This is a genomic window from Geodermatophilus sp. DSM 44513 (assembly GCF_032460525.1).
Classification (GTDB): domain Bacteria; phylum Actinomycetota; class Actinomycetes; order Mycobacteriales; family Geodermatophilaceae; genus Geodermatophilus.
The window spans coordinates 4,005,822-4,026,936 of sequence record NZ_CP135963.1 but is presented as its reverse complement, the minus strand read 5'-3'; the positions used below and the strand labels follow the sequence as shown (position 1 = coordinate 4,026,936).

General features: G+C 70.8%; 18 protein-coding genes. 9 read left to right on the top strand and 9 right to left on the bottom strand.

Going from position 1 to position 21,115, the window contains the following annotated elements; all coding sequences use genetic code 11:
* Positions 1–85: 85 nt before the first annotated feature.
* The 3 genes from RTG05_RS19525 to RTG05_RS19515 all read right to left on the bottom strand — a co-directional run bounded on the left by RTG05_RS19525 (position 86) and on the right by RTG05_RS19515 (position 2,853).
* On the bottom strand, positions 86–547 hold the full coding sequence (locus RTG05_RS19525) for a class F sortase (protein ID WP_166526500.1): 462 nt from the start codon (positions 545–547) through the stop codon (positions 86–88).
* Between the two features lie 203 nt (positions 548–750).
* Positions 751–1,521, bottom strand: coding sequence for an ice-binding family protein (locus RTG05_RS19520; RefSeq protein ID WP_166526499.1), 771 nt, complete (start codon positions 1,519–1,521; stop codon positions 751–753).
* Between the two features lie 339 nt (positions 1,522–1,860).
* Entirely contained in the window at positions 1,861–2,853 is a 993-nt protein-coding gene (locus RTG05_RS19515) for an IS481 family transposase (RefSeq protein WP_166529209.1), read from the bottom strand.
* A gap of 907 nt (positions 2,854–3,760) precedes the next feature.
* On the opposite strand from RTG05_RS19515, the gene RTG05_RS19510 reads away from it, so the two are divergent.
* From RTG05_RS19510 to RTG05_RS19500, 3 genes are all read left to right on the top strand, one after another.
* A protein-coding gene (locus RTG05_RS19510; RefSeq protein ID WP_396349614.1) for an IS5 family transposase occupies positions 3,761–4,632 on the top strand; the annotation gives its coding sequence in 2 pieces (ribosomal slippage) (positions 3,761–4,133 and positions 4,133–4,632; 873 coding nt in all).
* A 588-nt stretch (positions 4,633–5,220) separates the two neighbouring features.
* Positions 5,221–6,291, top strand: coding sequence for a flagellar motor switch protein FliG (gene fliG, locus RTG05_RS19505; RefSeq protein WP_166526498.1), 1,071 nt, complete (start codon positions 5,221–5,223; stop codon positions 6,289–6,291).
* Between the two features lie 20 nt (positions 6,292–6,311).
* Positions 6,312–6,983 (top strand): TetR/AcrR family transcriptional regulator, encoded by a 672-nt coding sequence (locus tag RTG05_RS19500; protein ID WP_166526497.1) that lies wholly within the window; start codon positions 6,312–6,314, stop codon positions 6,981–6,983.
* A gap of 77 nt (positions 6,984–7,060) precedes the next feature.
* Here the strand turns inward: RTG05_RS19500 and RTG05_RS19495 are convergent, their stop codons facing one another.
* Positions 7,061–7,252, bottom strand: coding sequence for a diguanylate cyclase domain-containing protein (locus tag RTG05_RS19495; protein ID WP_208104661.1), 192 nt, complete (start codon positions 7,250–7,252; stop codon positions 7,061–7,063).
* Between the two features lie 286 nt (positions 7,253–7,538).
* On the opposite strand from RTG05_RS19495, the gene RTG05_RS19490 reads away from it, so the two are divergent.
* Both RTG05_RS19490 and RTG05_RS19485 read left to right on the top strand, forming a co-directional pair.
* Positions 7,539–9,047, top strand: coding sequence for a reverse transcriptase domain-containing protein (locus RTG05_RS19490; protein WP_166526496.1), 1,509 nt, complete (start codon positions 7,539–7,541; stop codon positions 9,045–9,047).
* The gene (locus RTG05_RS19485; RefSeq protein WP_166526495.1) at positions 9,040–9,624 is read left to right on the top strand and encodes a hypothetical protein; all 585 of its coding nucleotides are present in this window, start codon (positions 9,040–9,042) and stop codon (positions 9,622–9,624) included. The genes RTG05_RS19490 and RTG05_RS19485 overlap by 8 nt, the downstream gene beginning before the upstream one ends.
* Before the next feature lie 33 nt (positions 9,625–9,657).
* On the opposite strand, the gene RTG05_RS19480 is transcribed toward RTG05_RS19485, so the two are convergent.
* Together RTG05_RS19480 and RTG05_RS19475 are read right to left on the bottom strand one after the other, a co-directional pair.
* The gene (locus tag RTG05_RS19480) at positions 9,658–11,097 is read right to left on the bottom strand and encodes a UvrD-helicase domain-containing protein (protein ID WP_166526494.1); all 1,440 of its coding nucleotides are present in this window, start codon (positions 11,095–11,097) and stop codon (positions 9,658–9,660) included.
* Positions 11,090–12,859, bottom strand: coding sequence for an ATP-dependent nuclease (locus RTG05_RS19475; protein ID WP_166526493.1), 1,770 nt, complete (start codon positions 12,857–12,859; stop codon positions 11,090–11,092). Before RTG05_RS19475 ends, RTG05_RS19480 begins: the two co-directional genes overlap by 8 nt.
* Positions 12,860–13,115: 256 nt before the next feature.
* On the opposite strand from RTG05_RS19475, the gene RTG05_RS19470 reads away from it, so the two are divergent.
* Positions 13,116–14,207: a CehA/McbA family metallohydrolase gene (locus tag RTG05_RS19470; protein WP_166526492.1), complete on the top strand. Its 1,092-nt coding sequence runs from the start codon at positions 13,116–13,118 to the stop codon at positions 14,205–14,207.
* 107 nt (positions 14,208–14,314) lie between these two features.
* Here RTG05_RS19470 and RTG05_RS19465 read toward each other — a convergent pair whose 3' ends face one another.
* Together RTG05_RS19465 and RTG05_RS19460 are read right to left on the bottom strand one after the other, a co-directional pair.
* Positions 14,315–15,508: a tyrosine-type recombinase/integrase gene (locus RTG05_RS19465; protein WP_166526491.1), complete on the bottom strand. Its 1,194-nt coding sequence runs from the start codon at positions 15,506–15,508 to the stop codon at positions 14,315–14,317.
* A gap of 147 nt (positions 15,509–15,655) precedes the next feature.
* Complete coding sequence (locus RTG05_RS19460) at positions 15,656–16,270, bottom strand: dihydrofolate reductase family protein (protein WP_166526490.1); 615 nt, start codon at positions 16,268–16,270, stop codon at positions 15,656–15,658.
* Between the two features lie 431 nt (positions 16,271–16,701).
* Here RTG05_RS19460 and RTG05_RS19455 point away from each other — a divergent pair, with 431 nt between their 5' ends.
* Both RTG05_RS19455 and RTG05_RS19450 read left to right on the top strand, forming a co-directional pair.
* Positions 16,702–16,902 (top strand): hypothetical protein, encoded by a 201-nt coding sequence (locus tag RTG05_RS19455; protein ID WP_166526489.1) that lies wholly within the window; start codon positions 16,702–16,704, stop codon positions 16,900–16,902.
* A gap of 168 nt (positions 16,903–17,070) precedes the next feature.
* On the top strand, positions 17,071–17,814 hold the full coding sequence (locus tag RTG05_RS19450; protein ID WP_166526488.1) for a hypothetical protein: 744 nt from the start codon (positions 17,071–17,073) through the stop codon (positions 17,812–17,814).
* A 49-nt stretch (positions 17,815–17,863) separates the two neighbouring features.
* Here the strand turns inward: RTG05_RS19450 and RTG05_RS19445 are convergent, their stop codons facing one another.
* Entirely contained in the window at positions 17,864–19,453 is a 1,590-nt protein-coding gene (locus RTG05_RS19445; protein WP_315912060.1) for a putative bifunctional diguanylate cyclase/phosphodiesterase, read from the bottom strand.
* Positions 19,454–19,675: 222 nt separating this feature from the next.
* Here RTG05_RS19445 and RTG05_RS19440 point away from each other — a divergent pair, with 222 nt between their 5' ends.
* Complete coding sequence (locus RTG05_RS19440) at positions 19,676–21,112, top strand: glycosyltransferase family 2 protein (RefSeq protein ID WP_166526486.1); 1,437 nt, start codon at positions 19,676–19,678, stop codon at positions 21,110–21,112.
* Positions 21,113–21,115: the final 3 nt, after the last annotated feature.

Genomic DNA, 21,115 nt, shown 5'->3' with positions numbered 1-21,115 from the left:
TCAGTTTTGAGCCGGGTGATCTCGGTGACAGCGTCGCCGTGCGTTCAAGCCGATCTGCCGTCACCAATGTCCTGGCCGGGTACACCTAGTCCCCCGACGCGCTGCTGAGCGCGGCGAAGACGACGATGTTGTCGCTGTAGCTGCGCGCCCGGCGGTCGAAGGACCCACCGCAGGTGATCAGCCGAAGGCCGGCGTGGTCGATGTCGGCATAGACGGCGTCGGTGGGGAAGGCGCCCTTCGGGAACTGCTCGACCGACGCCACCCGGAACAGGGCCGTGCTGCCGTCCTCCCGCTCGACGGCGATCTCGGCCCCTGGCGTCAGGTCGCGCAGGGCGAAGAAGACCCCGGGGGAGCCGTCCCAGTCGACGTGACCCGCGATGATCGCCGGGCCCAGCTCGCCCGGTGTCGGTGCGCCGGTGTACCAGCCGGCCGGGAAGCCCTCCGGGGGCACCTCGAGCGAACCGTCGGACTGCAGCCCGAGATCCATCAGCCCGGAGTCGACATCGATCGCCGGGATCCGGATCCGGACCGGCGTGGACGCGGCCATCGGCGCAGGCCCAGATGCGGCCGGTTCCGCCGGTGCCGGTTCGGCGGCGCTGGTCACCGCGGAGGACGGCGTCGCCTCGGCAGTCGGGCCCGTAGCACAACCGGCCGTTCCGACGGCCAGCACGACGGCCAGCGCCGCGATGCCCGCCCATCGAGGGGGGGCAGCCCGGCGCTGCCTGTGGGCAGACGCCCACCGGCGGGCCGTCAGCGTGCCGTGACCGACCGGAACAGGGCGGCGACGGTCACGAGGCCCCCGCCGGCGTCGACCGAGCCGACCGGCACCCGGGTGACCTGACCACCGGTTCCACCGGTTCCCGCGGTCCCGCCAGATCCGCCCGTGCCCCCCGTGTAGGTCGCCGTCACCGGCGACGCGCAGGCCGGCCGCAGGATGGTGTTCTGGTCCAGCGTCACGGCGCCGTTGCGGGACAGCACCCGGCCCTCGAGGGTTGCGCGGGTGTTCAGGGTGCTGCTCTGCAGGGCCAGGATGGTGCCGCGGAACGTGGAGTCCACCCCCAGGGTGGCGGAGCTGGTGACCTGCCAGAAGACGTTGCACGCGATGGCGCCGTTCACCAGATTGACCTGGGTGTTCGGCTGCGTGATGAGGGTGGAGCCAGCCTGGAAGACGAAGACCGCGTTCGCGTCCCCGCCCGCGTCGAGTGTCAGCGGCACCGGCCCGTTGATCTCGAGCCCGGTGGCCGTGGTGTAGACCCCGGGGGTCAGGGTTTGCCCGGCCAGGTCGGCGATGACGGGGAAGTCCGACGTCTGGCCCGCTGCGTCTAGGTACGCGGCGGTGAGGTCGCTCTTGGCGGTCTGGGTGACGCCGTCGCCGCTGTGGTCGGTGCCGTTGAGGACCAGCGATCCGGTCACGGTCATCGCGGTGTTCGGGTAGGTCCCGATGTCGCCGTTGATGGTGGTCGGCCCGGTGCTCGTGATTCCGGTCCCGGCCAGCACGGCGAAGGGCTCCGCGGTGCCCATCGGGACAGGAGTAGCTGCCGCCTGGGCGGTGCCCACAGTGGCCAGCAGGCCGGCCGACAGGGCGAGCAGGACCGCGGTTCCGAACGCGCCGTAGCGCGCGGCGGATCGCCCGTGTCGTCGGACAGTGGGGCTGGGGTGGTTGCAGCGAACCGACGTCACGTCGGCGCTCCCGTCTCCGACGCGTGCGGGTCGGATGTGGTGGTGCGCTGAAGACGACGCCGGCGCGATTGCCGGTGCACGAGGTGCCCTCGGTGCGGTCGAACCTATCACCAGGAGTAGTGACCCATGTGCGGGGCGTGCCGAGGGCCCCGGCCTTTTCTCGCTGCACCGGAGACCGCACTAGGTGTACTGCCCAGACAGGTTGGTCAGTCGCGTGATCGGTGGGCGGCGTCCGATCGCGGTGTGGGGCCGGTGATGGTTGTACTCGTGCAGCCAGCCGGGCAGGGCCTGGCGGCGGGCGAGTTCGCTGAGGAACATCCGGCGGAAGGCCCAGCCGTCGGCCATGGTGCGGTGGAAGCGTTCGATCTTGCCGTTGGTCTGTGGCCGGTAGGGCCGGGTCCGCTTGGGCGTGATGCCGAGCTCGAGGCAGGCGTCGCGCCAGGCGTGGGAGCGGTAGGCCGAGCCGTTGTCGCTCAGCACCCGCTCGGCGGTGACGGCGCGGGCGGCGAACCAGGCCACCGCGCGGCGCAGCACGCCGATGGCGGTGGCGGCGGTCTCGTCGTCGTGGATCTCGGCGTAGGCGACCCGGCTGTGGTCGTCGAGCACGGTGTGCACGAACGCGGTGCCCAGCAGCGGTTCGCGGCGCTTGCTGCGGGGCTTGCCCGGGGTTGCTGCCCGGTTCTTGCCGCCCTGGGCGCGGCCGACGTAGCGCCAGCCGCCGCCGTCGGGGATGTTGCCCAGCTTCTTGACGTCGACGTGCAGTAGCGAGCCGGGCCGCTCGTGCTCGTAGCGGCGGACGCGCTCGCCGGTGCGCCGGTCGATGTGGGACAGGCGGTTGAGCCGGCAGCGGCGCAACACCGCGTAGACCGTGGAGGCCGGTACCCGCAGCCGGGCGCCGATCTCCACCGGCCCGAGCCGGTGCCGCCAGCGCAGGTGCACGATCCGCCGGACCAGCGGTCGCGGCGTGCGCCGGGGGCTGCGGTGCGGGCGGGAGCTGCGGTCGGCCATGCCGGCCGGCCCGGCCTGGCGGTAGCGCTCCACCCAGCGCTTCGCCGTCGGATAGGCGACCTGGAACACCGCGGCGGCGTAGGAGACCGTCCAGTCGTCCTCCACCACCGCGCGGGCCAGGCGCAGACGCTGGCGTGGAGTCAGAGCGGCATTAGCGTGGGCCACGAGGACCTCCGGGTTTGTGTGGGTGGGTGCCTTCAGCAGCTCCACTCCACGTCCGGAGGTCCTCCCTCCACAAGATCAGTCAGTCAGATCCCGTGATCACATGCCCTCGACCAACGTCTCTGGTCAGTACAACTAGGGCGTGTCCCCAATGGTGGGGCGCTGGCGTGCTCGATGCTGCTGGGATGCCGCGGTTGGCGGTACTCAGGGACGAGATGTCGGCTCGGGTCGAGCCGGTGTTGCCGCCGGTGAAGGGCGCGATGGGCAGGCCGATGCGGGAGCACCGGTCGCTGGTGGAAGCGGCCATCTACCGGTACCGCACGGGGATCGCTTTGCGGTAGCCCGACGACGGCGCACTTGAAGCAGCGGCTGGCCTCCCCTCTCAAGGGGGTATCGGGGGAGAGCCCAATCGACATCCCCGCCAGACAGCGCGCTGTACGAGGTCGAAACGTCCCGGCAGCAGACCACCGCCGGCCAGAGCGGCAGCCGGCAGTGCCGCAGGTTACGAGCCGCCACCGTCCGGTTGCAGCGAGCTGGGGTCCGGGAGAGCGTGAGCCGCCAGGGAGGGACGCGTGAGCTGGTGGGTGTGGCTGCTGCTGTGGGCAGGCGCGGCGGTCACCGTCGCTCTCGTCGTCGGCCAAGCGCTCGGGGCAGCGGATCGCCACGATCTGCCGCTTCCATCGACCCCGAGACCACGGGGGTTGACTCTCCGGCGGGTCGCGGACCGGCGAGCGCAGGATGCGGGATGGGGTCGCCCGGTGCTCCCACGCCAGAGGACTCCTGGATCCGCCCGGTAACGACGAGGCGCCTGAACCCGCGCCGAAGTTGCGCCCTGCTTCCGGCCCGGGGGCAGCAGAGCTCCTAGGCCCTGTCCTGGCGATCTTGCATCGGTGTGATTCAGGCTTGGTCCGTGGTCGGCCGACATGAACTCACCGACGCCGCCTGGGCCCGGATCGAGCCGCTGCTGCCGGCGACCGGTGGTCGGGGTGGGCGGTGGCGCGATCACCGGCAGGTGATCAACGGCATCCTGTGGCAGGCCAAGACCGGCGTGCCGTGGCGGGATCTGCCCGAGCGCTACGGGCCGTGGAAGACCGTGCACGAGCGGCTGCGCAAGTGGACCGCCGATGGCACCTGGGACCGCATCCTCACCCAGGTGGTAGTCAAGGATGACGCCGTCAGCGTGGTGGAGTGGACGATCAGCGTGGACTCCTCCTCAGTTCGGGCGCACCAGCACGCCGCTGGCGCCCGGAAAAAGGGGGCTGCAGCGACCCGGTCGAGGCGCTCGCCGTTGACGGCGAGGCGCTCGGCCGCTCCCGGGGCGGGCTGACCAGCAAGATCCATCTGGCCGTGGATGGGCGTGGGCTGCCGCTGTCGGTGCTCTGCACGCCCGGTCAGGCCGGGGACAACCCGCAGCTGCTGCCCTTGCTCGACGGGATCCGGGTGCCCCGCGTCGGCCCCGGGCGGCCGCGCAAGCGCCCCGATCACCTGATCGCTGACAAGGCCTACTCCCATCCCTCCACCCGACGGGCGCTGCGCCGCCGCGGGATCGCGCACACGATCCCGGAGAAGCGCGACCAGCGGGCGCACCGGCGCTCCCGAGGGTCGGCCGGCGGGCGACCGCCGAAGTTCGACCGCGACCGATACAAGCAGCGCAACGTCGTCGAGCGGTGCTTCAACCGGCTCAAGCAGTTCCGCGCCCTGGCCACCCGCTACGCCAAGCGGGCCGCCTACTACCGGGCCACGCTGCTGCTGGTCAGCGCGGTGCTCTGGCTCCGCGCATGATCCGCGGGACAGGCCCTAGACCCTCGCCCCGCTGCGCGGCGTGGCGGGAGCAGGCGGTCCGTCTGCCCGTCACAGGGAGCCAACTCTGGAGCGGAGTTCCTCGGGCAGGCGAGGCAAGGGCTGGGTTCTGCCCCCGGGTGCCGGTTGCCGCACAACGGGGCTCAAGGGCCGGCGACGATGCGGCAGACTAGGAGTGGTCTCGGCGCGCCTACGCTGCGTGTATACGCAACTCCATAGGGTGCGCAGTATGGACCGGTCACAGCAGGGCCCCAGCTCAGGGGATGGCTCTGACGTCGCCTGGTCCCGGACGGAGCATTTCTCGGCGACGGCCCCACTGGCAGGGATGCGCACCGACGGATCAGGCGGCCGTCACCGAGCCGGCAGCCCAGGTCGCCACCGGGCCCCGGAGCGGAACGTCCTTCCACACGGGACTGAGGCATGGGAGGGCCAGACGGTACGACTTCCCCTGGCCCGGATGGCCGTGCCGGCTTCGGGCGTCCGCTCCCCGCGCGCCCAAGCGGCGAGGCCGGTGAACGGGCCTCCGGCGCCGCGGAACGTGGCCTCCGGCTCGGGAGCCTGTACAGCGAGATGACGGTTGTCGGCACGGAGCCATTGCCGGCGGCCCCCGCTTCTGGCGGGGCCAGCGGACTGGCGCTGCCCGGCCCCTCCGGTCTCCGCAAGGCCGCGGTCTTCATGGCTCAGTTGAGCAAGGAGGAGGCCGGCGTACTGCTCGCCAAGTTGCGGCCGCGCGAGGTGGAGGCGATCACTCGGGAGCTGGTGCGGCTCGGGGCGGTGGACGTCGCCGATGTCGATGACGTCATGAAGGAGTTCCACGGCCTGGTGTCCGCGCAGCAGTTCGTGGGCCGTGGCGGTGTGGAGTTCGCTCGCGAGGTCTTGGCGGCTAGCTTTGGTGAAGGCAAGGCCGATGACCTGCTGGCGCGGGTGAACGCCGCCTACCGGGAGGTTCCTTTCTCCTCGCTGCGTAACGCCGACGTCCGTCAACTCGTCACCTTCCTCAAGGACGAGCACCCGCAGGTCATCGCGCTGGTGCTGGCGCATCTGAGCGCCGCCCAGTCCGCCGAGGTGTTGGCGGCCCTGCCGGCCGAGCAGCAGGCAGGGGTGGCCCACCGCATCGCCACCATGGATCGCACCTCTCCGGAGATGGTCCGCCTGGTGGAGGAGGAGCTGGGCCGCCGGATGGGCTCGCTCCTGGCTCACCAGGACATGACGACGGCCGGTGGTGTCGAGGCGCTGGTGGAGATCATGAACCGCTCCCCGCGGCCGACGGAGCGTTCGATCCTCGAGTGGCTGGACAACACTGATCCGGAGCTGGCAGCCCAGGTGCGCGACCAGATGTTCGTCTTCGAGGACATCGTCACCATCGATGACCGCTCCCTGCAGCAGGTGCTGCGGGAGGTCGAGGCCAACGACCTGGCCACCGCGCTGAAGGGCGTTCGTCCCGACGTCCGGGACAAGGTGGTCCGCAACCTCTCCGAGCGCGCCGCCGAGAACCTCGCCGAGGAGATCGAACTGCTCGGCCCGGTGCGCAGCAGCACGGTGGAGGAGGCGCAGGGCAAGGTCGTCGCCACCATCCGGGCCATGGAGGAACGCGGCGAGCTGACGATCAACCGCGGTGGCGACGAAGAACTCATCTCCTAAGACGCAAGGTGGTGTCTCCCATGCAGGACACAGTGCTGTTCTATCCCGGCGGGTCGAACGGTGAGGACTTCGACGGTGCGCGCGCCGAGCGGAAAGCGCAGACACGGTCGGACCTCCGGCGGGTGGCTCAGCAGCTCTTCGCCGACCGCGGCTTCGACGCCGTCACTATCGCCAGCATCGCGGCCGCTGCCTCGGTCTCGGTGCAGACGGTGTTCAACCACTTCTCCTCCAAGGAGGAGCTGTTCTTCGACGGTCGGGCGTCCTGGGTCGACGGCCCCGCGGATGCCGTGCGCTTCCGCGCTGCAGGGGTTCCGGCGCTGACGGCGCTCCGCCACCACCTTGTGGAGTGGGTGCCTGACAGGGTCGCGTTCGAGGCCGCGCCCGAAGGCAGGCGCTACACCTCTGCCGTCGAAACCTCCTCCACCCTGAGCATCCGGGAACGGGAACTGGTCCACGACGCGGAGCGCCGACTCAGCGTCGCGCTTGCCGATGCCTGGGAAGACGACGGCTTGGGGGCCGTAACCAGCCCGCCCAGTGATCCTGCTGTTGCCGCTCGAGTGACCGCGGCAACGTGGCTGGCGACCGTTCGTGTCCTCGTCACCGGGGAGCGCCAGCCGGGGGGCAGCACGGAGCAGAGGGCCGCGGACGTCGCCGCACTGACCGACCGCCTCCTGCGGGGCCTGGAAGGCTAGGTGACGTCCTGCTGAGCGGTGGATGTGGCGGCGCGGCAACGCGCATCCGGGCGCTCTGCCTCAGGTTGGCGGAGCTCCTAGACCGGGTTCGGTGCCAGCAGCGGCCTCAGCGAGTCCCGCGGGACGTGCTCGAAGATCTCGGCCCGGCGGCGCCCGTTGTTCTTGGCCCGGTACATGGCGGCGTCGGCTCGGGCGATGAGCTGTTGGGGGTCGGTGCCGGCGTGTCCGGCGGGCGCGATCCCGATGCTGACGCTGACGGGCAGCTCCACGTCCCGCAGCAGGATCCCTCATCGGGCGGCGATAGCCCGCACGACCGGTCGCTCAGCGGCACATGCGTGCGACCTCAGAGGCCTCATTTTCGTCCTCGGGGCATGCCCGTACGCCGCGCCATCCGGGATTCGAAACCGTCCGTTGAAAGCCGGCGACCTGCCCCGTGGCGGGGCCGAGTAGCCGGCATCGACGCACGTGGCGCTCCGTCCCTCGTCGGCGTCGGCGAGTCGTCCGCGAGCCGGCCGAGCGGCTGCCTTCCCAGGCCAGGCCTGATACACCGTGTGGATGCTCCTTCCGCCGGGCCTGCTCTCGCTCGAAGACGTCCGTGTCGCCGTAGACGCCGAACTGGACGGCCCGCCGAGGCTGCTCCCGCCCAGCAGTGTTCACCCGGCGTTGCTGGCGCGGCGCGAGGAGTTCGCAGCGTGGGCTTTCGGGAGGGTGCAAGGCGAGTTCGTGCCGCCGGCCGAGGTGACCGTCGCGGTAAGCAAGGCCGGGCACGGGGTGCGCCCGGTCGCGGTGTGGGACCTGCCGAGCAGGCTGACGTACTGGGCGCTGGCGAACCGTCTGCGGCCAGCGCTGCCGCCGGTCGATCGCGGCCACGGGGCGTACAGGGCGTTCCAGAGGGCGCCGTCGGAGAACGGAGCGAAGTACGTCGTCTCGTCTGACATCGCCGCGTGCTACCAGTTCGTAGACCACGCGCTTTTGGCTTCGGAGCTGTTGACCCAGACCGGCGAGGCGGCGACGATCTCCGCCCTCATCTCGCTGCTGCGCGAGACGGGCGGGCGCACGTACGGCCTGCCGCAGCAGTCGCCGGCCAGCGACCTGCTGGTTGAGGCGTTCCTCCGCCGGCTTGAGCGGGCACTGGTGCGCAGGGGTCTGAAGGTGTGGCGCTACAACGACGACTTCCGGTTCGCGTGCGGCTCCTGGTCCGAGGTCGTCAGGTCCATCGAGGTCCTGGCTGACGAGTCGCGGGCTGTTGGGCTGACCGTTAACGATCTCAAGACAGTCACGTGGACCGCCGGGAAGTACACCGCGAACCTGGACCGGGCGGAGGCCCTGCGCACAGAGATCGCCGCGGAGGCCGAACTGGACCTGACGCAGTTCGAGACCGACTACGACGGCGTCGTCGTCGCGGCGCCGCCGGACAGGGGCGACGTCGACGCGCTGGCGGCTATCCGCGTGCTCGAGCGCTGGGACAAGATCGCTGGACGGGGCCGCATGACCCAGGCGAACCGGCCCGAGCACCGCGCCGTCGTCGAACTGCTGCCTGCAGCCCTCAAGACCTTGGAGGCAGACGCGGCGACCGACCCGGACGTCCTCGCGCTGTGCATGAAGGTCCTGCGCTACGAGAGGACGGCGACGCCGGCCGTGGCCTCCTACCTAGTGACCAGGAACGACGAAGCCGCGGTCGTCGGCGCGTTCGACAAGCTCCTGGCGGCCAAGGCTTACCTCAACGGATGGCAGACCTGGTGGCTGCAACAGCCCGTAGCCCGCCACGCCGGCTTTGCGTCGGGACCGGGCTCGAAGGCTCGCCGCGCGTGGGCTCGGGACGCGCTCACAGTCGCCGAGCGCAGCCCGGTTCTGCGGGCCCACGCCGCGCTAACTCTCGCACGGCTGGGCATGGTCGACTCGGCGGAACTGCTGTCGCTGTACGACCGCACGAACGCGACGCTCAGGCCGGTGATCGCGGCGGCGATTGCGCTGTGCCGACCTGCCGCCGACGTGGCGGCGGCCGTGCGCGGCGACTCTCTCTTGCACTCGTGGGCCTACGACTGGGCGAGCATCCATGCCTGACGCGCCGACGCTGTCGACGCTGGCCGAGGTCGCGCTCAGGCGCTTGACGGCCCGCGCGGCGATGCACGCCGCGGGGCTCGGCGGTCCGGTCGGCGAGCCGGGCCGCCATCTGCCCGCCCGCGAGCTCGACAGCGACGTTAACGCGCTCGTCGACCTCGTCGCCGTGACTGAGTCCTACTTCGCGGATCGGCTCGCGGAGGCCGCGCCCGCCGCGCAGCAGCCCACGACGTGGCACGCCCGCGCCAAGGCGTGGCGGGACGCGACCGGCTTCAACGTGGCCGCAGACCCGCGCTGGCCGGTCCTCATGGGGTTCGTCGAGGCCCGCAACGCGCTCCAACACGGCCTTGGACGCCTCACCGAGCTGCAACTCGATCCGACTTCGCGCAGGGGTCGCGAGCCTCGCCGCACCCAGGTCCTGCGCGACCTTGCGGCCTGCGGCCTGGTCCTCAACGGCGACCGGGTGACCGTCCTCGCGAGAGACGTCGAGCGGTGCCTCGCGACCTGTCGTGAACTGGTCCTGACAGCGGATCAGGCTCTGTGGCGCGCTGGTGTAGCCACCGGCGGGCAAAGCTGCTAGCTGAATCGAACCAGAACCCTCGCTACTCGTTGCTCAGTCGCCCGCCCTGAGCACGATGCGCGGGCTGCTGCCGAGGATGGTGACGCTCTTTCGCGCCCTAGACAGCGCGACGTAGAGATTGCAGGGGTCCGTCATCTTGTCGAGGTCGGCGATGATGACGTGGTCGTACTCAAGCCCCTTGACGAGCAGCGTCCTGGACGCGATCCGGCTCTCGGAGCGCCGCCCAGACCGTCGAATGCGGTCCCTGACCCGGGCGAGGTTGTCGAGGGGCGGCTCTCCGCTCGTTGCCGTCAGCGAGAGCGCTTCTCGGGTGTCGTTCCATGCCTCCCAGCGGTAGACACGCAGCCCGGGGGTGTTCCTGACCACCGCGAAGGCGACGGCGACCTGTTCGTACGTCGGGGTCGTCAGGAGTGCGTCGAATGCCGCCAGCACCTCGGAGATGCCCTCGCGTTGGTAGTGGCTCACCGTTTCACCGCGTGCAAGTCGGCTCAGAACGGGCCCGTCGACACCGGCCAGGCCGATCACGCAGCCCTTGGCGACCACAGCGAACCATCGCGCTATCTGTGGATCCCCTGGAGCGGGGATGTTGCTGAGCATGTCTCGCATGAAGTTGCCGCTTATGTCTTCCATCACGGTGTAATTGCCGCCGAGCCGACTGGCATGCCCGGCCACGTCGCGGGGCCACTTATCGAGGAGTACGACCGTCTCGTCGAAGTCGCGGAAGCTGTGCGCTACCTGAGCCAGGGCGGTCGGACCCGCGGCCTGAACGAAACTCAAGCCATTGACGTCGTGGCGCTCGAAGTCGAACGTCTTGCCCGGCGTGAACAACGCCCTGGTCTCGAGGAGCCAGGCGCCGAGCTCGGCATTGTGGTCAGTCCATCGGTGTGGGTAAACCGGAATGTGGTGCTGGGGAAAGCTCTTCAGTACGTGATGGTCCCAGCTGGCCATCGGACCGTCGAAGGTAAAAATGCCTTGAAGTCTGTCGCCTAGCACCACCGTCCTCGGGATGGCTTTGGCGAGCGCGAGTACGAAGTCATGCAGCACGAGCGAGCAGTCCTGATACTCGTCGACGAACAAGTAGTCGAAGCTAGTCGCGTGCATCTCCGCGATCGCCTTAGCGCGCGACACCCTGCCCGCGCCCGCCAGGTACGCCTTCGACTGCGTCCAGTCGGGCAGTTCGCTGACCATCACCCCGGCGATGGTGGAGTAGGAGCGCGACAGAGTGAATGCCCAGCTCGTTAGCGTGTCCACACGAACCGCCGCCGGCGGCACACCGAGCTTCCGGAGCCGTTTGCGGATGGCGTCGACACCCGCGTTGGTGTGAGTGAGCACCAGCGACCGGCGACCCTCTTCGGCAGCTACCGCGGCTGCGGTGCCGAGGAGGTGCGTCTTGCCGGTCCCGGCCGGCATCTCGACCGAGCACGGCGCCGCCGCCAAGAGGGCCGCGGCATGCCCACGGAGACGTCTATTCATCGGCTGACCCTGCCTCCGACTGGCCGGCCGGTCCCTCTTCACTGCCTTCGGGCGGATCGGGGTAGACGAAGACACGGACTTGCTCGAGTCGCGCAACCGTGGCGGCGACCTGCGGGTCTTGGTACCGGTTGAGGATCCAGCGGCAAAGGTCGCGCCCGCCGGGGACGTCCTTGAACCATTTTCTAGCGATTGCCGCCTTGGCGACCCATGCGCGAAGGTCTCCCATGTCGTAGATCAGGAGCCAGTCGCCAACGGCCAGAGAGGTGAACGGGCGACCAGGCACGACCGAGTTGATGTCGTCGAGGACCGTGTTCTCGCTGTTGCGACGCTCGACGGCGAGCGCGAGAAGGTCGACCAGCCCCTGCTCTTGGAGCTGGGAGCAGATCTGTGTTTCGATGTTGTGTCCGTGCTCCCAGCGGAAGCATGTGACGCCGGCGGCCTGAGCAGCAGCGAGGGGACCGTCTACGGCCCGGTCGTCGTTGTCGCACAGCGCCGCTACGGAGAAGCCGAGCCCTGCTAGTGCGTGAGATCGGAGCGGAACCTCGGTGCCGCCGTTCCCGTCCTGGATGGCCACCCCCTCGCCCGCAGAGGTCGAGTAGCCCAAGTGCGCGCGGGTCTGATCGCAGGCGTCGAGGAACTGGAGCAGAACTCCGTGCTCCGTCTTACCTTCGGCGACGATGACACGGCGAGCCAGCAGCGAGGAAGGACGCGCGCGTCGCAACCGCTGGAGTACCTCGTCACTGCCGCCGAGCGCTGTGACTGTGACATACCCGGCTTGGTTTTGGACGGTCGCCAGATTCTCGATTGTGGCCTGTTCGACAATTACGGGGGAGTGCGTGGTCACCAGGACCTGCGCGTAGTTGTCGTCGCCGAGCAGGTAGGCGAGCAGCCTGACGGCACGGTGCGGCTCGAGACCGGACTCAATCTCGTCGACGACCGCTACGGAGCGGCTCCCGGCCGCCAACTGCTGCACGGCGAGGCTGGCCAGACGTCGGCTGCCGAGGCCGTAGCTGGTCAGAGGAACCACGTCTTCGTACAGCGCCAGGCCGGCGCCCATGGACGAGCGGGAAGTATCCAGGCCGGCCTTAATGTCACTGAAGCTTCCGCCGCCTATCTGGTTGGCACGCTCCTGGACCTTCGTGGCCAAGTCGTTCAGTGACGAGCGCTCTTGATCAACGAGAGCCTCGCGAGCTGCCCGGGACGCGGCGGCCAAAGCCGCTCGCTCGCCCCCGTCGTTCGACGACATTCGGCCAAGTGGCGAGTTGCGGCTCCACCGAAGCTGAGCGTCCGTGCGGTCGTCGACCTTGAACGTCGAGAAGGCTCGACGTTGGGTCGAGGTGACGAACTGGCTAGAGCCGTCCGCTCGAAGGATGGACCATCTCGGTTCGAGGCTTGCGTCGACGGAGAGACGAACCAGAAGCGCGGGCTCCAGTCCGTCCGCAGGATCCTGGTATAGCTCTCCTGCGCTATCGACCCCGGACATCCACAACCCGAGCGCCGTGTCCTTCCTCAGCTCGGCGGGGACGTCGATGGTTAGCGCGGTGAGGGCGATGGGCGTCTCGACGTCTGCGCCGTGGAAGTCGGTATCCGCGAAGGGGATGTTCCAGCGGTCCCCGAGGAGATAGTGGATAGCGTCGAGGATGGTCGACTTGCCGCTGTCGCCGGGACCGACGAGGGCGACCAGCCGCTGGTCTGGAGGGATTCTCCAGTCGAGGGAACGGATGCCTCGAAAGTTCTGAATCCAGAGTCGTCGAACCCGCACTCAGCCCCGCTCTCCGCACAGTGCCTGCCCGACACGTGCTGCTCACTGCTCGTGGTGGCCGAGATCTCTGCCGTGGCTCAGAACCCTAACGAGTAGGACCGACGAAATATAAGACTTACCCGGGGTGGCGCCGAAAGCGGCAGATGCGGACGTTCTTCCCGCTCATCGAACCCGCCACGGCGACGTCCGGCGAGTCGGCGTCGCCCGCCGTAGGTGTCTCGCAGAGGATCCCCTGCGGAGAAGCTGCGTCACCAGGATGGACACTGGCGATCACCTGGTTGCCAAGGGGCGTTGCTCGATACCGGCGGCCCCGTGGTCTGGTCGCGGTGTCAAAGATAGGGAGGCGAGCTCAGTGTCGTCCCCGGCGGGGTTGGCTGCTCCAGGTCTCCGCTGGTACCGCGGAGATCTCCATGTTCACTCGGTTTACTCGCACGCTGCCGAGCTGACGCCCGAGCAACTAGCGAGCGAGGCGCGTAAGGCACGGCTTGACTTTCTCGTGACCACTGAGCACAACTCGGCCGCTGCTCACGACATCTGGCGGTCGCTGAGCAGCGACGACTTGCTCGTGATTCTCGGTCAGGAGGTGACCACTCAGTCCGGTCATTGGCTCGCGCTCGGGATAGAGCCCGGGCAGGTGGTCGACTGGCGGTACGGGGTTCGCGATGAGGTGATCGAAGAGCACGTGGACGCGGTGCATCGGTCCGGGGGCGTCTGCGTGGTGGCTCACCCCTACGCCTCGTATCGGACGGGACGATTCCTGTATCCGTTCGAAGACTTCGACGTCCTGGAGGTCTGGAACGGGTCGTGGAAGTCAGACTTGCCCTGGCAAGCAGACAACGAGGCGGCCCTGAGGACGTGGGCTCAAGGATTGGCTGCTCACCTTCCTCTCAATCGGTGGCGCCCGTCCATCGGGAGCAGCGATACGCACTTGCGGGGCCAGATCGGTTCCCCGCAGACCGTCGTGCTTGCCGAGGAACTCAGTGCGGCGGCGATCCTGGCCGGCATCCGCGCTGGCCGGTGTTGGATCGCCGGGTCGGCCGGTGTCGAGCTTGCGTTCACCGCTTCCGCCACCGCTGGCGCCGCAGGACCGGGTGAGCGCTTGAGAACCGACGGACGCCTAGTCGAGGTGCGCGCGGAAGTCCAGGGCGTGCCCATGGGCGAAGTCAGCCTGCACACCGATCGGGGGACGGTGCACTGTGAATCGTTGGATGCCGACGGGTCCGGCGCCGTGCGGTGGTGCACCGACGCGAACGAGTCCGCCTTCGTGCGCGTCGAGGTCCGGCATCGCGACGGAGCCATGGCGGCGCTCGCCAACCCTGTGACACTCGCGGGCCGGAGGCGCACGTAACTGTCCCGCAAGCGGAACCCCAATCGGGAATGCCGCAGGTCCGAGAGGCAAGTGCGGCTGAGGGTGTCCCACAAGGCCCGTCCGGTGATGATTCCCGCAACGGGGCCTCATGCGGACGGTGTGACATCAACCTCGACTGGCCCCCCGAGGGCGCTTGCATCATTACTGGTGTCGGCAAGTGCTTCCAGGACAGCAGCCGCGCCGGTTGCTGCGACCTTGCGGCCGAAGTACACGTCGGTGGTCATGGAGGTGTTGGCGTGGCCCAGCTGGTCGGCTGCTGCCCGTGACGAGAGGCCGGCCTGGTCCATCAGCGTGGCCACCGTCTTGCGGAAGGCGTGAGAGGTCACCCACTCGAAGCCGGCGGTGGCGAAGGCATCTCGGAGGTCGGCCTGCGTGTTGGAGGGGTCTCGCCAGCCCCCGAGAGGAGCAGGAAACACCGGTCTGCCTCCGTCCGAAGGGACGGTGTGGGCGGCTCGCTCCCGGAGCATGGTGACGCTCCAGTGGGGGAGCACCAGGATCCGGGCACCCGCATCGGACTTGGTCTTCTTGATGACGAGGCCTTCACCTCTCACGCGCACAGCGGTCACCCGGACCTCAATCGTGCCTCCATCCAGATCCACGGCACTCCAAGCCAGGCCGCACGCCTCGCCAATGCGCAGGCCAGTGGCCATCAGAAAACTCACCAGGTCGGGCAGATCTCGGGAGATGGCCCGGTCGTCGTACGTGAGTGCGGCCCGGAGCTGCTGCAGCTGTGGCACTGTGAGCGCGCGCGGCGCCTTTCTGGCCTTGCTGCTCAGCGGGCCCAGCGCCCGAACGGGATTGTGCTGCAAGGTGTCGTAGCGGGCGGCCAGCGTGCACATCCCCGACAGCACCGAGCGGCACATTCGGGCGGTGGCCAAACCATGGTTCTCGACAACAAGTCGCAGGTGGCGGTCGAGCACGCCAATGCTCAGCTCACGGATTCGCAGCTGTCCCAGCCCAGGCAAGATCTGCCGGTCGAGCCGGTCCCGGTAGGCCTCCATGGTGCGCGGGGAAAGATCCGTCAACCCGGCGTACCAGGCGTCGGCGAGTGCGGAGACACGGCTGTCGGCGGCGATGCGGCCGGATGCCGAGGTCCGCGTGCGGTCCCGGAGGGCCAGCTTCAGAGCTCCCTCTGCGGCGGTCTTGGTCTTGCCGCGCCGCTCGACGGCGCGGACTCGGCCGTCGTAGTCCCGGGTCAGGGCGCGGGCCCTATAGCCGGTGTCGGTCCGATAGCAACGGATGGCGCCGGACGTGCCAAGCGCCAAGGGGGGACGTCCCATGGCGCCACAGTCTAGCCCCATTTTACTCACCGGAATCAGGGGTCACCACGGGTTCACAGCGGTCCGCAGCGCCCCGTACTCCAGGGATAATCGCAGCTCAAAAGGCCGTAGCGGTAGAGGTCGGGCCGTAGCGGGCGCCTGCTACTGCTAATCCGCGGGTTGTGGGTTCGATCCCCACGGGGCCCACGCGACGGACCGGGGTCGTCGGACGGCGTAGCGCAGCAGCACGACCCCGTTGCCGAACCGCCGGTGCTCCACCAGCTCCAGGTGGGTCGGCTCGTCGCCGGTCTCGAACAGCCGTCGACCGCGGCCGAGGACGACCGGGGCGACGTAGAGCCGGTACTCGTCGATGAGGTCCAGCCGGCGGAAGGTCCCGACCAGGTCGACCCCGCCGAGGGTCATGTCCCCGCCGGGCTGCTCCTTGAGCGCGCGGATCTCGTCGGGGTCCACCTCCGCCCGCAGCGAGGCGTTGGGACCGACCGCCTGCAGCGTGCGGGAGAACACGATCTTGGGCACCGCCCGCCAGATGCCGGCGAACTCGCGCACGGTCGGTGGGGCGTCCGGGTCCTGGTCGGCGGTCGGCCAGAACGCCTCCATGAGCTGGTAGGTGACCCGCCCCTCCAGGAAGGCGCTGTCGGTCGCGAGCTCCGCGTTGAAGTGCGCGTGCAGCTCCTCGTCGACGAGGTGCCAGCTCAGGTCGTGGTCCGGCCCCTCGAAGCAGCCGTCCAGCGACAGCGTCAGGTGCACGACGATCTTCCGCATGCGTCCTCCTGGTCCGTGACCCCGGTCCGGGAGCTCCGACCGGCAGGTGCGGACGATCTCATCGGTCCCGGCTCGTCAGCGGCCGCGGCGGGCGTTGAGCCGCGCCGCCTGGCGGGTCAGGTGGTCCCGCTGGGCCGGTCCCCGGTTCTCGACACCGCGGAGCCCCGGCGGTCCGACATGCCGGTGGTCGCGCCGCCGGAGTGGTGATCGGCGGCCGGTGACCGCCGTTCCGCGCGCGGGGACGGGGGAGAAGTCGACTTGACGGTGCAGCGGGGAACGGGTCACCGATCCCCCTTCCCAGGGTGCACAACGATCTCGTGACGAGGCCCGTACCAGGACGTTCGGCGAGCCGAGAACCACGGCGTCCGGACCTACGTTTCCGCCTGTCGCGACACCCACCCACCGCGGCGGCACACCATGAGGAGACCCGCGTGAGTACGCCTTCTGCACCCCAGCTGCGCTTCTCGAGACCGACGGACGAGGGCCTGGGCCTGCTGATGGACCTGTACGCCGCGGACGTGCCCCGCCGGACCGGCGCCCACCGGGCCGAGATCCGCGGCCGGGTGCGCTCCTGGCTGCGGTGGGCCACCGACTGGGGCGCCGGCCCGGGCGGAGCCTGGCGTGCCTGGTGAGGCCCGCGGGCCCGCCGCCCCCGTGACGACCGCCCGCACGAGCACCGCCCGCACGAGCACCGCCCGCACGAGCACCGCCCGCACGAGCACCGCCCGTACCACCACCCGGATGACCACCCCGTCCACTGCCACCCCGGCAGCCGGACCGCAGCACGGAGGAGAGCAGTCGTGACGCTGGAGGCGACGGAGGCCGGGCTGGCCCTCCTCGTGCTGCTCGGGCTGATCGTGTGGCTGGGCAGGACGTCGACCACCCGCCTCGAGGTGGAGCGCGACCACGCGTCGGCGGCCCGGGAGCAGCAGGCGCAGGCCGCCGGCCGCGCGGCCCACCCCGCAGGCCAGCGCGCCGGCTGGTGGCTGGTGGACGGGTCGGCCGTCGTGGCCGGACCCTTCCCCGACCGGATCGAGGCGGACTGGACCGCGCTGTCCGCCCAGCTGTCGGACTCGGTGCACCGGGTGTACGGCGTGTGCGGGCCCACCGGCGGTGTCGCGCGGCGCCAGTCCCCGCAGGAGCAGGCCTGGCTGGTCGAGCTCGGCCGCCAGCTGGACCGGCTGACCGACGACTGGGACGGGCTGCTGACCGACTCCGACACGCTCACCACGCTGCTGGTCGAGGTGAGCGCCGCCCTGCTCGAGGCGGGGCTGACCCTGCACGACAGCACGGACGACGACGCCGCCGGCGGCGTGTGCCTGGTGCCCGACCCCGGCGGCCGCGGCATCCTGGTCACCTGGCGCCAGCACGACCGGATCAGCGTCGACCGGGTCCACGGCCCTGAGCTGGAGACGGCGGTGCAGCGGACGATGAGCGCCGCGATCGCCGAGGTGCTCACCGAAATGGGCTTCCCCGTCACCCCGGTCGGGACGTCGAACTGCCACCTGGTGACCGCCACCCAGCGGTCGGCGTCGACTCCCTGACACGCCGACCCCGGGAGCGCCGCGCGCGGTCGCGGCTGAGCCCCTCCGCTCAGCCGGAGCGGGCGGGCACGCCGGTCCGTGACTCGGCCGCGGCCACCTGCGCGAGCACGTCCGCGGCCGGTGCCGGCCGGGCCAGCCAGGAGCCCTGGGCCTCGTCGCAGCCCAGCGCGCGCAGTCGCTGCCAGGTGCGCGCCGTCTCCACCCCCTCGGCGACCACGCGCAGGCCCAGGGCGTGCGCCAGCTCGATGGTGCTGCGCACGATCACGTGCGCGGTGCCGTCGACGTCCATGGTGGTGGTGGACGACCGGTCGATCCTCAGCGTGCCCACCGGCAGCCGGCTGAGGGAGGACAGCGAGGCGTGCCCGGTGCCGTCGTCGCCCACGGAGAGGGTCACGCCGAGCCCGCGCAGCTGCCGCAGGACGTCCAGCGCCTGCGCCGGGTCAGGCACCCCCGCGCTCCCGGTGACCGTCAGCTCCAGGCAACCGGCCGGCAGGCCGTGCTCGGCCAGCAGCGCGGCGACCCGGCGGGGCAGGGTGGGGTCGAGCAGCACGCGGGCGGACAGGTCCACCGCCACGGTGAGCTCCCGCCCGGCTGCCCGCCAGTCGCGGCAGTCGGCGAGCGCGCGGGCGAGGACGACGTCGGTGAGCGTCCGGACCAGGCCGGTGGCCTCGGCCAGGCCGATGAACTCCGACCGGGGCAGCAGCCCCCGCTGCGGGTGTGCCCACCGGACCAGTGCCGCCACCCCGACGACCCGGCCGTCGGCCAGCGTGGCCCTGGGCTGGTAGTGCACCTGCAGCTCGCCGTCGCGGATCCCGCGGCGCAGGTCACCGAACTGACCCAGCCGCGCGGGCCCGTGCCGGTCCAGCGCGGGCGTGTGGACGACGACGCCGCTGCGGTCGGCCTTGGCCGCGTACATGGCGACGTCCGCGGCGCGCAGCAGCTCCGCCGCGTCGGTGCCCGCGGTGGCCACACCCAGGCTGCCGTCGACCTCCAGCACCATCCCGTCGACGTCGAACGGTCGGCGCAGCGCGGCCAGCAGCCGGTCGGTGGCGTGCCGGACGGCGTCCGGGTCCGCGTCGCGCAGCAGCACGACGAACTCGTCGCCCCCGAGGCGGGCCAGCACGTCGTCGGACCTGAGCTCGGCGGTCAGCCGTCCGGCCACGGCGCGCAGCAGCGCGTCGCCCACGGCGTGGCCCAGCGTGTCGTTGACCTCCTTGAACCGGTCGAGGTCGAGCAGGACGACGGCCGGCCGCGAGCCCCCGGCCGCCGCGGGCCCGACCGCCGCGCCCAGCTCCTCGGCCAGGCCGGCGCGGTTGAGCAGTCCGGTGAGCGGGTCGGTGCGGGCGCGCTCGCGCAGCTCCCGCTCGGCCTGCTCCCGGCGGGCGGACTGGGCCTTGAGGTCCCGCGCCCGCCGCGACCCGAACACGAGCATGAACACGTGCGAGACGGCCAGCAGCAGGACGGCGTCGTCCAGCGGCCCGACGGTCGACCGCGACCACTGCGCGATCCGTCCCGGCAGGTCGGCCGCCGCGCTGGCGACCGCGACGAGGACGGTCAGCGCCACCACCACCGCGGCCTCCCGGGCCACGGTGGAGCGCAGCGCGGCGGGCGTCCCCGTGCCGCTCCCCGGACCCGGCACGCCCACCACCTCCTGGTCTCCGTCGGCTCCCGCTGACGTCCCGTGCGCAACGACACGGACGCCACCGCCCTTGAGCCGCCGGCGGCGCGCTCACCCCGGCGGGGCAGGCGCCCCCGTGGTGCCCGTGGCGCGGCGGGGGCGTCGGCTCAAGACGGGGGCGCCCGGTGCCGATGGCATCCGGTGGCGCGTCCGCGCGCCCGCACGGCGCAGCAGGGTGGGGAGGTGGCGACGGTGGTCCGCGCGACGACCCTCCCGGCGGTCACCGTCGCCCCGGCGGACGCGCCGCCCGTCGACCCGCACGCGGGCCGGCCCGAGGGGCGGCCGCTGGTCCTGCTGGCCTACGCCTGCGGCTTCGCGATGGTGGCGCTGCTGTACGGCCCGGACGCCACCCTCGGTGTCGTCGGCGGTGTGCTCAACGTGGTCTTCGGCGTGTACTTCTGCCGGCACCTGGCCTTCGCGGTCGCCGCCGCCCGCTGGGCCGAGCACGACATGCTGGCCGCCGACGTCGGGCTGGACAGCTGGACGCCCTCGGTCGCGGTCTTCGTCGGCTGCAAGAACGAGGAGCTCGTCGTCGACGGGATGGTCACCGCGCTGCTCGCGCTGGACTACCCCGCCGACCGGCTCACCCTGGTCGTCGTCGACGACGGCTCCGAGGACAGCACCGGCGCCCGGCTGGACGCCTGGGCCGACCGCGAGCCGCGGCTGCGCGTGCTGCACCGCCCGCCGGGCTCCGGCGGCGGCAAGTCCGGCGCCCTCAACGACGCCCTGCACCTGGTCGACGCGGACGTCGCCGTCGTCTTCGACGCCGACCACGAGCCCGACCCGACGGCGGTGCGCCGGCTGGTCCGCCACTTCCGCGACCCGGTCGTGGGCGCGGTGATGGGCCGCTGCGTGATCCGCAACGGCCGGGACTCCTCGATGGCCTCGACCGTCTTCGTCGACTTCCTCTCCGGGTACCTGGTCAACGAGTACGGCCGGCAGGCGCTGTTCGAGCTGCCCGCCTACGGCGGGGCCAACTGCGCGGTGCGCATGTCCACCCTCCGGGGCCTCGGCGGGTGGAACCCGCACACCGTGACCGAGGACACCGACCTCACGCTGCGGGTGCTCATGGCCGGCCAGCGGGTGCGCTACGACCTGTCCGCCGTCGACTTCGAGGAGGCGGTGGTCAGCACGCAGCGGTTCTGGAAGCAGCGGTACCGCTGGGCCCGGGGCCACCAGAAGTGCTTCCGCGACTACTGGCGCCCGCTGGTGCGCTCCCCGTACCTCTCGCTGGTCGAGAAGGTCGAGACGGTGCTGTTCCTGCTCGTCTACCACGTGCCGCTGCTCAGCGGCCTGGGCCTGCTGCTCACCGTGCTGCGCGCGTTCGGCATCGGGGACCTGCCGGTCGTCGCGCTGCTGCCGCTGTCGATGCTGCTGTTCGTCGGCCCGCTGGCCGAGCTGTCGGTGGGCCTGCTCGTCGGGCGGGTGGAGCGGCGGGCCGCGTGGCGGCTGCTGGGCTTCCTGCCCGCGTTCGCGCTGTCCATCTGGATCACCACCCGCGCGTACCTCGACGGCATGCTCGGCCGCCCCTACACCTGGGTGAAGACCTCGCGGTCCGGCGCCACCTCGACGGTGCGGGTCGACCCGCCCGTGGTCACCCCGGCCGGGACGGCGGCCTAGGTG